The 12,754-nt window shown below is 56.4% G+C and carries 5 protein-coding genes; 2 read left to right on the top strand and 3 right to left on the bottom strand.

Annotated features, from left to right (window positions below; genetic code table 11):
* Nucleotides 1-7: 7 nt before the first annotated feature.
* Nucleotides 8-2,785: a hybrid sensor histidine kinase/response regulator gene (locus PSH97_RS02930; RefSeq protein ID WP_305448035.1), complete on the top strand. Its 2,778-nt coding sequence runs from the start codon at nt 8-10 to the stop codon at nt 2,783-2,785.
* On the opposite strand, the gene PSH97_RS02925 is transcribed toward PSH97_RS02930, so the two are convergent.
* Both PSH97_RS02925 and PSH97_RS02920 read right to left on the bottom strand, forming a co-directional pair.
* Complete coding sequence (locus PSH97_RS02925; protein ID WP_305448034.1) at nt 2,773-3,507, bottom strand: hypothetical protein; 735 nt, start codon at nt 3,505-3,507, stop codon at nt 2,773-2,775. The genes PSH97_RS02930 and PSH97_RS02925 overlap by 13 nt on opposite strands.
* Nucleotides 3,508-3,565: 58 nt before the next feature.
* Nucleotides 3,566-4,354, bottom strand: coding sequence for a hypothetical protein (locus tag PSH97_RS02920; protein ID WP_305448033.1), 789 nt, complete (start codon nt 4,352-4,354; stop codon nt 3,566-3,568).
* A 253-nt stretch (nt 4,355-4,607) separates the two neighbouring features.
* Between PSH97_RS02920 and PSH97_RS02915 the strand changes: the two genes are divergently transcribed.
* The gene (locus PSH97_RS02915; RefSeq protein WP_305448032.1) at nt 4,608-5,204 is read left to right on the top strand and encodes a MarC family protein; all 597 of its coding nucleotides are present in this window, start codon (nt 4,608-4,610) and stop codon (nt 5,202-5,204) included.
* 254 nt (nt 5,205-5,458) lie between these two features.
* On the opposite strand, the gene PSH97_RS02910 is transcribed toward PSH97_RS02915, so the two are convergent.
* Nucleotides 5,459-12,541 carry a TcdA/TcdB pore-forming domain-containing protein gene (locus tag PSH97_RS02910; RefSeq protein ID WP_305448031.1) on the bottom strand — a complete coding sequence of 2,361 codons (7,083 nt, stop codon included), beginning with the start codon at nt 12,539-12,541 and terminating at the stop codon, nt 5,459-5,461.
* Nucleotides 12,542-12,754: the final 213 nt, after the last annotated feature.

The raw sequence follows: 12,754 nt of genomic DNA, 5'->3' as shown, positions 1-12,754 counted from the left end.
TTTCGCCGTGCGCTGGCTCAGGATTGCCATAGGCTTCACCGTCACTCTGCTGACCTTGCTCTGCATGCTCCCGGCCCAGGCTGCGCAAGGCAGTGGCTGGGCGGTATTGCTCGACGAACAGGGCGACCTGCAGCTGAGCGACATCCGCTCCAGCCGCTACACCAATCAATTCAGCCCCATTGAACTCGAGCGCCTCACCGCGGCCGCGCCCGAGGGTGCGCTATGGCTGCGTTTCAGGCTCGCGCCCGGCAAGCATGAACAGTTGCTGCGAGTGTTCGCGCCGGACCTGTCGCACCTCAATCTGTATGTGCTCGACGGCGACCAGTTGATCGATCAACTGAATACCGGTGCCGGGCAGCTCCAGGCTACCCGCCCCCTCCCCAGCAGCGACTTCATGTTGCCACTGCCACAAAGCGACAAAACCCTCGATGTCTACCTGCGGTTGGTCTCCGAACACCAGTTGCGGCCTTACATCACCCTGCAATCGGCGGTCATGAGCGCAGCCACTCAGAACCTGACGCTGATCTACGGCCTGCTCTTTGGCTGCCTCGGGATGCTGATCCTGCATAACCTGACCCGTTACATCTACACCCGCTCGCGCAGCAGCCTTTGGCTGGCAGCGTGCGAAGGGCTGCTGATGCTCAGCCTGGTGTTACTGCTGAACCTGGCCCGGCCATGGTTGCCGAACTGGTCCGCCGTGCAAACACCCGGTGCCTACCTCGCCTTGCTGATGACCGCACCTTGCGGCCTGATGTTCGCCTACCGTTTCTTCGCTCCGCTCGGCCCCCACCCGCTGAACAAGCTGCTGCTGGGGGACATCCTGTTCATCGTGGTCTGCGGTTTGCTATTGCTGTTCGTCAACACACTGCCACTGAACCTGATCACCTACGGGCTGGTTGCTCTGGCGGGCCTGAGTATGTTGTTCGCCGGTGCCCATCACTGGCAAAAAGGTTATCGCCCGGCGCGCCTGTTCGTGGCGGCCATGGTGGTATTCAACCTCGGCACATTGATTATCCTGCCCGCGCTGCGGGGGCTGACCCTGGTCGCTCCGCAAGGCCTGATCATCATTCTGCTGGTGTTTATCTGTATCAGTGGCCTGTTGATGAGTATTGCCTTGGGCGAGCGACAGCGCAGCATCACCGAAGACCGTTTCAGCGTCAGTCGCGATCTGGCCGCGAGCAACGCCGAAATCAACGCAAAAGCCGAATTTCTGGCGAAGATCAGCCACGAAATCCGCACCCCGATGAATGGCGTGCTGGGCATGACCGAACTTCTGCTGGGCACACCGTTGTCGGTCAAGCAGCGTGATTACGTGCAGACCATCCACAGCGCCGGCAACGAACTGCTGACCCTGATCAACGAGATTCTCGACATTTCCAAACTCGAGTCCGGGCAGATCGAACTGGACGACGTGCAGTTCGACCTCAACGCGCTGATCGAAGACTGCCTGAGCATCTTCCGCGCCAAGGCCGAGCAACAGAACGTCGAGCTGATCAGCTTTATCCAGCCACAGGTGCCACGTGTCATCAGCGGAGATCCGACGCGCCTGCGCCAGACCCTGCTGAGCCTGCTGGAAAACGCTCTGAAGAAGACCGACGAAGGCGAGATCCTGATCGTCGTCGCTCTGGATGAACGCAACGCCAAACCGCGACTGCGCATCGCCGTGCAGGACAGCGGCCAGCCCATGGAGGCGGAAGAACGCGACGCGCTGATGCATGCCGAACTGCACAGCAAACACTTTCTCTCGGCCACCAGCCTGGGGGGCAATCTTGGACTGGTCATCGCCCGTCAGCTGATCCGTTTGATGCAGGGTGAATTCGGTATCAAGAGCGGCGCCAACCAGGGCAGCACTTTGTGGCTGACCCTGCCACTGGACCCGGACCGTCTCGAACATCCGACGTCGGACCTGGACAGCCCGCTGCAAGGCGCACGCGTACTGGTCGTGGACGACAACGACACCTGCCGCAAGGTGCTGGTGCAGCAGTGCAGCGCCTGGGGTCTGAATGTCAGCGCGGTGCCGTCCGGCAAGGAAGCCCTGGCGCTGCTGCGCACCAAGGCCCACCTGCGCGATTACTTCGACGTGGTCCTGCTGGACCAGAACATGCCCGGCATGACCGGCATGCAACTGGCTGCCAAGATCAAGGAAGACCCGAGCCTGAATCACGACATTCTGCTGATCATGCTCACCGGCATCAGCAACGCCCCGAGCAAGATCATCGCGCGCAATTCCGGGATCAAGCGAATTCTCGCCAAACCGGTGGCCGGCTACACCCTCAAGACCACGCTGGCGGACGAACTGAACCAGCGCAACAAAGGCCTGTCCGTCTCCCAGCAACTGCCCACCGGCCCTACCCTTCCGGTCAAGGTGCCTAGCGATTTCCGCATTCTGGTGGCCGAAGACAACAGCATCTCGACCAAGGTCATACGCGGCATGCTGGGCAAACTCAATCTGCAACCGGACACCGCCTGCAATGGCGAAGAAGCCCTGGCGGCGATGAAAGCCCAGCGCTACGACCTGGTGCTGATGGACTGTGAAATGCCGATCCTCGACGGTTTCTCCGCCACCCAGCAACTGCGTGCCTGGGAAGTCGGCAACCAACGGATACGCACCCCCGTGGTGGCGTTGACCGCACACATCCTCGCCGAACACAAAGAGCGCGCGCGCCAGGCGGGCATGGACGGGCACATGGCCAAACCGGTCGAGCTGTCGCAACTGCGCGACCTGATCGAGCATTGGGTTGCCCAGCGCGATCATCAGAGTCGGGCGACGGCTCAAACCTCCTGAGCAGCCTTTTGCGATTCGATCAGATCCGGAGCGTCGTCAGTCAGGCGTAACATCATAACCTGGCCCTCACGCTTTTCCCTGATCTTGAAGGCAACAGCCTCACGTGCAGGACCGTAGAGGACTTCTGAAAGATTGGCCCGGGCGTAACGCATGCTGACAACGCCAGGCACATCCTCGGCCCGATACAGTTGGGTCAAAGGGTTGGGGTTTATCTCCAGAGACGTCTTGAACTCAAGGTACATGCTTGTGATTGCGGTCGGTGCTCTCGCCAGAATCACCAGCAGACGCACAGCCTTGGTAGGCGCAGTCACTTCGGTCGATTCATCGACGGACACCTTTTGCATGTGGCTGCGCAGCAAGCTCATACCAGGGTCTGCGCCCGACACACTCGCCACCCGTGCCAATGTTGCGGCAGTAGCTTGCCCTTCGCCTGAATCACCTTTGGACATTGCCGCGATCACCCATTCGATCGCAGACTCGACGCTGTTCTCGGTGATTAGCCTTTCCTCTCGCGCCTTTGTTTGCCGCAACCAGAAATCATCTAAAACCTCCACATAAGCGTTATACCAATCAGCCTTTGGATCTTTTTCAACCTTTTTATTGGCAACCAATTGCGCCAGAAGCACCGAATTGACTAAATCATCATGAGCTGCCAACCCATCAGATCCAGGAACAATCACGATAGCCCTACCAACGACCGACACAGAATAATCGCAACTCATATCAGCTCCTCGTTCATAAAGAAGGGCAGCCGATACTCGACTGCCTTTCCCAGATCAATTAGATGTCATAGTCAACAATTTTGCCGGCATGGGCGATAAGTTTGTTTTCAATAGTTGCACGAGTGCCTTTGGCGACCGTATCATTCTTTTCAAACATTGTCTCACCGCGATACAGTTTCACACTGCGAGTATCCACATCCACAAACAGCACTTTGGTCGACGTGTTCCTGCGGAGAAAGCGCACCGCACCGACGGCCATAATGGCTACGCCATTATGTTCAGTGCATGCACCGGCCGATATTCCGCCGACACCATGCGCCAACAGATTTCGCTCATAAACTGTCAGTGCCGTATCGCGTTTTTGCAGGGCTGCAATCGCATCCCCCGCCACTTTCAGCATCAATGCAGTCGTCGGACCAGGCAGCGCGAGGCCAGCGACCACAGAGCCAAGAATTTCCAATACCAGTTTGTCCATGCGGACACTGGTTCCGCTGATGTGCAAGTCGTTGTAGTACTTGGCCGTAGGCGTCCAGCCCGAGTCTTGCATGACTTTCCGAAACAGCTGATACCACTCTACACCCTGGGATTCCTCTGGATATTTTTTGTTCGCTACAAGGCTCGCAAAGAGGAAAGCATTCTGCGCATCCGACCGGTTCTCAGCACTGAGGCCACTACTGAAAGACAATACACCTTCGCCGACGATAGAGGCTTTCGACGGTTCTTCAACGGTATCACCCACTGTAAACATACTACGAGGGCGAATAGCCATCCCATCATCCAGCTCATACTCCTGCAGACTTTTAACACAAGCGGCAATATATTGCTCACTAACTACTTTGCTATTCATAATAAATTCCTTATTTATATTCAAGCAAGCTCCTCATGAACTTGCCAGAGAACAATAACCAAACAAGCGAACACCAACAAACCAAAATATGTAACTTCATATCCCGCCACCACATAACAACCAACACCATATACTTAGTTCAGAACACGCAAACAAAGATAAATAACAATCAGGTCGTTGAAACCCGATCCCCACACGCCACTGATCGACTGATAGACTTCGCCTCACCACTCTCTTGCTGCGAGCCGAAACCATGCTCCACGTGTTATTCAGCGTTTACCTGAAGATGCTGGTGCTCTACAGCCCGTTCTTCGTGTTGTCCTGTTTCATCAGTCTGAGCCGCGGTTATTCGCGCAAGGAACAACGTCGCCTGGCCTGGAAAGTGGCGATTGCCACACTGGTTTCCAGTGTCTTGCTTTACCTGTTCGGGAGGGTGATATTTGACGTGTTCGGCATTACCGTGGATGCATTTCGCATCGGCGCCGGCAGCGTACTGTTCATCTCGGCGCTGGGCATGGCTCAGGGCAAGTCGGTGGTGCAGACCGACAATGTGCAGCAGGACGTGACCATCGTTCCGCTGACCATCCCCCTGACCGTCGGCCCGGGCACCATCGGTGCGCTGTTGGTGATGGGTGTCAGCCAACCGCACTGGGACGACAAACTCACCGCGATCCTCAGTATTGCCCTGGCCAGTTTCACGGTGGGGGTGGTGCTTTACTTGTCGAACCGCATCGAGCGGCTTCTTGGTGACCAAGGCTTGCAGATCGTCAGCCGATTGATGGGACTGTTTGTTTGCGCATTGGCAGCGCAGATTATTTTTACCGGGGTTAAAGGATACCTGGTTCCCTGATCCCGGAATGCTCTGGGCCGCGAGTTCGAAAACCCGCGGCCCCCTTCGTCGTAACGCAAGGCCGCATCATACTCCGGCATGGCTTTGAAACCATTCAACCCCCACTCCAAATCGCGGCGCCCTAACAACGTCGAAAAGAAATCAGTCCGCTTTAGCGTTACAGAAGTTTTACTGTTCATTATCATTTCCTTATGAACACAAACCGACAGCCATTCACACACTGAACAGATCCAATGTGTGAATGGCTTACAGAATTAACTTTCTACTGCTTCAACTTTTTCGACCGATACAAGCTTATTGAGCAATACGTTATTGGAGGTGTCCTTTCTGGCGAGCAGGGCACTCACCAGTGTCGATACCGCAAAGGATTGATAGTCGTCCAATGCCAGAAACACATCTCCGCGCAAGGCTGGGTCCACCGCAAATACCTGACGAAAGATCAAACTGTGTCCGCTGTCGGAATCAACAATCACCAAGTGCTCATCGACCCGGTTCACCCACAACTGATCAACAGCTACGCTTTCCCAGATCAGCTTTCCTGGAACCGTAGGCGGGTGATCGAGTGAATAGCGGCAATCGACGATGACCGATTCAAGTTTCAACCACGCCGCTCTGGTAAGCCGGCTGGTTATCGAACCTTGACCCATTTTCAGAACCAGGATGCTGACATCATCGGCAATCAACGGGAGTAGGTTCTTGCCCATCTTCGCCCCTTCAACCGTTAGTACTTCGTCATTGCGCTGAATATAGACAAAAGGCCCGACCTTGTTTTCTTGCGGATAGGTGTGCACGAAACCATCCGCTTGTTCGTGCAGCATCACATTGGTTTGCTTCTGAGTGCCCACCAGCGAGTATTGCGCGTCGGTGGCAATTGTCGGAATCCGGATCAACCGTCCGGTCCGAACCACGTACCATTGCAAGTAGTCGGCGTCTTTGACGCAAAGAAAGTCAGCGCATCGATGTTCGTTCGCCAGCGCCGCCAATCCGTCACGTAATTCACCTTCCAGTGCAGCGACCCAACGGCTGTCAACGCCCGTAATCCGTGCCGGTTCGTTGTGCTGTAAATCCAGTTCCACGCCTTCACGAGTCGTTGCCCTCAGGCCAGCGCCTTCCACCGTCACGTCGACAAAGGTCCAGGACGCCCACTCCTGCTGGGGGGCCGGCAATGCTTCAGCCTGTAACAGCTTCGTTCCCTGGGCAAATGCCGCGTCCAAGCGGTCCGGATCGATAAAACCCTGGCGGACAATCTTGCCGGTTGAAAGATCGAACAGCCAAACGGTCTGGTTGTCCGGAGTAATACTCAGCAACCGTACTTCTTTCCCCTGCCCCAGCTCCGCGAGTAGCAGTCGATCGTCAAGGTACCAGGCACACAAACCGGCATCGCCCTGTAAGCCTGTCAAACCCAGGATGGCAAAGCTGGACACCGGGTACTGTGTCGCCACCGTGGCGAGTGCGGACCACCATTGGGGTCGATCTTTGAGCCAGGCCTCAGTCACCCCGCCCAATCGCAGATGCCCGTCCGGCATCACATTAAAGAACAGGCCGGAGTCGGTCAGCGCAAGATAGCCCTGCTCAACGGCGACAACATTTTTCACCTCCAGAGGGCCAAATCCGCTGGAGGTCCATTGCGCGCGACCATCCACTATCGACCTTTGCTGTCGCACGAGTCTTCGGTCAGTTTTGTCGAAGGTGACAAACACTTCACCCTGGACCCCAGCAGGAGCGATGAGCAGAAGGTCGGCCAAAGCCTTGATCGAGTCGTTCCATCCCCGCGAATGGTGACGCCTGGCGGGTGCACGGATGATCAAGCCGTCGCTGTCCCGGACCCAGATCAGATCTCGAAACTTGTCATCCAGTTGCCAACAAATCGATACCAGCGCACCGGGGCGCCAGTTCACGGTATTCGTTGACTCTCTCGGCAACACATAGTCGCCCAGCACCTGCTTCCAGTCAGTCAGCATGTCCGCGTCCAGAGCTGGCTGGAGTGCGGGAACCAGACCCAGGGTGATCGAACTTAGCCACACCAAACGGTCATGGATCATGTAGGTCAGTTCATCATGCTGACCGTCCTTTCGAAGGACCTGTTGCACGACCTGAACGGCACCATGAGCCGTCACCTCGCATTGGATAATGGTCGCTTTGCCCTGCGGTATGAGCAGACGATAGCGCTGAACCAGCGTGCCAGTGGTCGCGTCGACCTGCCAGACATCAAAACTCTCGGGGTGATAGAAGTAGGCAAAATCCTCCACCACTGCTCCCAATACGGACTCATCGGCCAATATCACTTCCGGATCGCGTACATACAGAAAGCGATCCCGAGCCGAGTCGTAATACGCGGCCACCGTCCTGGGCTCATCCGGCTTTTCGAATGGAACGACAAACCCATGAACGGGGGTATATGGCATGGCCAGTCGATGTTCACGGGCCAGTGATTTGAAATGATCCAGCAACGCTTGCTCCCCGAGCGCCGGATCCGCATCTTCTTCGACCACCTCCAACCGCAGGGCAACAAGATCAACGCGCATGATCTTGTTGCCAGCCAGCTTGAGCAATACGTCGTGAGCGCCATTGCCACTGAATTTCACACCCAAGGTGTTTAAAACAAGTCGACCGGCGGCTTCTATCCGGATGTCTGCCTCCGCCAGCCACGGAGCCAGCAGCACCCAGCGCATTGCAATGTGGCTCGGTGCGTCGAGTTCGAGGCTCACGCCTGGGTTGAGCAACACGGAACATTGAGCGCCTGCCCCTTCTATCCGGTAGGAAACCATGCCGTGCCACGCCTTCGGCAGCGCAGGCACTACCAGAGAGCGTTCGATGTTGTCGAGACGAACGTTGAAAACCGTTGGCTTGTATACGGGGTGCAACCGGTTGACCACGTACTCACCGGGAAACGAGTAGAACGAAAACAGAAACTGCCATTGCCCCTGTTCGTTCTTTTTCTCCAGCCGGCGTGCCGTGTCGAATCCACCGGCATGACGAAACGTGACAAACGGCATCAACTTGTATTCGTAGCCGAACCACGTCTTGGGTGTGCAAGGCAGAACGATCGTTTGCCCTGCCTGCGGTGAGAAAGGTGCCGAACCGGGCAATTCAAGTCCCTGCCGAATATCGGTGGCACGAGCGTAATCCACATCGTAATCCGGGACCCCAAAATGGTCCCGAAGCGGAAACAGCTTCGGGCTGTCGAAATGGACAGTGGATTCGTGCAAATCCAGATCGGCGAATACCAGCGATGGATGTGCAATCCAGGCATTCGACGCCTTATCCAGGTGATAGCCGCCTTGCAAATAAGCCTTTTGCAGCCCATCAAAAAACAGCGCGACCTCCTTGGCCTCCTCCGCAATGGTGGCAAAACCTTCGGCCAGCGCAGCAACGCCCACCGTCAGCCCCCCCAGAATCACCCCGCCGCCTCCCAATACCGCAGCCACCGTACTCGCACCTGCCAGTGCGGCGCCCAGGCCGGCAGCGGCCAATGCCACGCTGGCGGAGTCGAACGCTAACTGCGTCCCGAACTGCGCCTTTTCAATGTCATTGGTTGCGTGGCTCAATTGGTAAATATCAAAGCCGACATTCACCAGTCCCAACACCGTACCCACCCCTTCGTTGGCAATATGCCCCAAGGCTCGTTGCACGAGCGGCGCGCTGGTTCGGGCGATCAGTTTTTCATCATCCAGTGCCTGGCGAACCAGTTTTACAATGCCAATGACATCCACGACATTGCCATGGGCAAGCTGGGCATAGTTCACATAAGCATGCAGGCGAATAGCGGTGGTCAGCGCATTGTCACCACCGCTTGCCGCGCCTTCATGATGTCGCAGCGCGTTCATTAAAGCCTGTATGGTGAAACCGGCAGTGAGCGTATGGACACTGCCTGCGTCAGTCGGATCGAACTCGGAGACTGGCGACTGTTGTTTGCTGACCAACGTCTCGAAAAGCCCGGAGAGAAACTCCTTTATCCTCAGAATCCGGTGATCATCAGTCGTGACATGCGCCATGGTCTGCCCAGCCTTGGGATCGACCAGACTGATCTTGTATTCCCCGCCTGGAGTAACCTCCAACGTCTCGAACAACGGAACGGCATCCGCCGATAATTGGTGTTGGGTCTGCAATTGCCTTGTCGCCTGGGCGATCTGCTCTCCCCACCAATGACTGTCCAGCCCCAACAGGCTCCTGCCCAAATGTGAATTGTTGACCAGTGATCGTCCATGGGCGCTATTCAGGCGCTGGCGAAGCGATCGCGCGGGTTTTCCCGACAATGGATCCGGCGTCAGTATTCTCGCTACATCAAACCCGGCGGACAGTGGCAAGGCAGACACCCGCTCACCCTGCAGTTCGATCAGATCGAACATGGGCCGGACTTCGGCACCGTAAGCGGCATAAAATCTGGCCATGCCCATTTTGAGGAAAAAGTGCTCCATCGCCCGCCTGAACATGGCCGCATTCTCGAATTCGAACAGACCGAAGTTGGGATCATAAAAATGATAGAGGACGTGTTCACCAAAGACCGTTTTCGCCACCAGCATCGAGTGATTGTCAGAGTTCAGCATCAGCGTACGGGTGTTGCCATGGTTCTCCAGTGCAGCAGTGACCTGCTCCAGATCGGCGCGGCTCAGCAGCGTCCCCACTTCACTCAATTGAGTACCCCGCAGTTCCTCCAGCGCCTGCACAAAGGCTACCGACTCACTTTGCCCCGGTTCGATGGCGGTCAGGTAGAAGCGTTCGCGCAGACGATGGGAGGCCATCTCACCCTGTGCAAGGGCCGCACTCATCATCAGCGCCAACGGGTAGCAGCGCCCACCGATCGTCTCTCCGTCGCCGTTGAGCAACAGATCCTGGGGAACCAGTTTTACGCTGCTGGCTTCGAATTGGCCGAGCACTTGATCCAGCCGTTCACTTATCTGCAGGCGATGCTCAAGGGTGGCCACCTGCTGGATCCGCGCCACATAGCGACCCCATTGATGCAGGGTCTGCGCCTTCATCAATGCTGCTTTTTTCAGATCCAGTGCACTACCGGAGAATGCCGACGGCTCATCGTCATCGCTGGCCAGGCCGCCCATGAATGCCGGGGCCTTGCGCTTGTACAGATACCGTTCAATGACAGCGTAACGACTGGAGGTGCCCAATTCACGAACGCTGTTGGCCAGATTGTCCAATTCGTCGGTGAAATTCGCGAAGTTCTGGCTATGCAGTGAGTCCATCCCCAACAACATGCCCAACGACAGCCTTTGCAGCGGGCTTGTCTCAACGAGATGAAGTTCGCCATGGGCCATCCCGCTCAGCACCTCATCCAGTCCCAGGGTCTGGATCCGTGCATTGCTGAGGAAGGCCGAAGGCCGCGCGCCAGCAGCCTGATTCTTGATGGCCTGACGGTCAGCAAAGCTCAGCGGTAACGACTCCTCGAAGACAATCGCGCCATCATGCCCCTGTCTCATCGCCTGGATGAACGGCTCGCCAAGCCCGTCGACCAGACGCTGCAAAACGTCGGTCAATAGCACCGCTCGCCCTTCGATCAATGGCCAGCCTTGTTCGAACTCTATCGTCGAGCCCTTGAGCAGTTGTGCGATATCGCCTTGATAGCGGGTTTTGTATTGGCCCTCTTGCCAACGCTTCTGCTCATCTTTGACCCAGTCCACAGGATCGGTTGCGTTGTCTTTCCAGGAATGATCCAGCTCCTCTTCGGTGGCGCGGTTAACCGATGCATAGCGCGCAATGGCCGCCTCCTCGCGTACGGTCTCAGCCACCGAGGGGGTCAAGTGCGCTTTGGCGTAATCGGCCATGCCATCACGCATGGCACCTGGACCGGTCAGGTAGATGGTTCCTTCGCTTTGAAGGCGGATGCCGTCGCTGAAGTAGCTCGCGGCAGCACTTGCCAGAAATCCCGCGAAGATCTCTTCTTGATTTGGCAGCTCGATCAGCGGCCCATACGTTCTTTCCAGCACTTCCTGAGCTAGCGGCAACATCTCTGCAAAGTCGTTCAATGCAACACTGCGCTGCGCAGCCAGGCGAGTCGTGGCATCGATCAAGTCATAGTTGAACCGCATACGTTCAATCACGGTTTGCAGCGTCGCCGAACGGGAATGTGCCATCAGGAACGCATTCGTAATCGAATTGCCTTCAGCCACGGCACGCAGCATAAAAGGTCGAGCCAGCCGATCCGTCGGCGGCTGGAAAACCTGGCTCAGGGCCGGCCGGCTTTTGGCAAAGGCCTCCAGTGCCGGCAGGTGTTCTGAAGGAATGAAGGTGGAATAGTCGGTGGATGCTGCCTGACGCCCCGGCATCCATTCTGGATTGTGATTGAGCAACAACTGCAAAATCCCCAGGCGGGCATCGCTGGCCAAAACACTGACGTCGACGCCGCCCAGGGTTTTCAGCAATGGCGGCAGGTTATCGACATCGGCATAACTGCCGCCTTCGTCATACAGGACTTCGGCGCGCACAACATCGGACGCCGCTGCCAGATTGCCGCGCAAACGGGTTTCCCGTTCGTAGATGTCCTGCAGTTGCAACGGCACTGCGGCACCGTCAAGGTCGCGCAACTGCAAGTCACCCTCAGCCATCTCGAGCACACTGCGACGATTTCGTTGCAGCAGCGCTTCCAGTTCCGCCGCATCCTGACCATAGGCGCGGGTCAGCAAATCCATTCGGGCCTCATCGGCCGACTCGCCTTTTGCCACCGCGGCATTGATGTGCGCATGCATCTGTTGCTTCAGAACAATGGCGCGTTCCTCGTACAGTCTGGCCAGTTCATCTTCAGAGATAACCTTGTCACCCACCTGCGACAGGGCATCGGCCTTGGCGGCCTCAACAATCAGCTTGTTGGTTTGATAGGCCAGCAGCGCATCGCTGTCGTACCAGAGATTGAGTGTGTAGCCATGCCCGGCCAGCACTTGTTTCCACACGTTGAGGTAATCACGCTGAATGGCGCCGACACCACCGCCCAGCCAGACAAAGTGCAACGTCTTTGAAACTTCCGTAGCCGCTATTTTCATCTGCTCGACGCCGAACTGAACACGCGACTCGAACCCTTCGACCTTGTCGTATATCTGCGACAGATTCGGGGGATGCTTTTCACTCGCCGCAGCAGGCGTTTGCACTTCCAGATCACGCCTCACTCGAGGGTTGCCCAGCAATGGCTCCAGTGTCTGTTTGAATAGTCGCAACGGCTCGAGCAACCTTGGCGAATCCATTACCCCCACGCAGGCAAAGTAATAACGCAACAGCGCCTCGTAAAACTCGCCGTCCTTATGCGGCAACAATACCTGTTCAAGATCCGCCAGTTTGAAAAGCTCGACAAAATTAACGTAAGTGTCTGTATTTCCGACTTCCCAATCTTTCATAAAATATAACCCAGTACATTTCCATCATTGAATGAATAAGCAGCATTACTCGGCAGGCGTGCACAACTATCTGCACGCCTGCAAATCGAGGTGCGCCCTGTTACAAGTTAAAATCAGTCAGTGGCACGTTAAGTCCCGGGCAAACTATTGTGTAAAGACGGTGAATTCAAACTTCAATAAATTCAAACAATGTCAAAAGAAACATCGAAAAAC

It is taken from the genome of Pseudomonas cucumis (assembly GCF_030687935.1).
GTDB classification, from domain to species: domain Bacteria; phylum Pseudomonadota; class Gammaproteobacteria; order Pseudomonadales; family Pseudomonadaceae; genus Aquipseudomonas; species Aquipseudomonas cucumis.
Note: the sequence above shows the minus strand (reverse complement) of the source record. Positions and strands in the feature narration are given on the sequence as shown.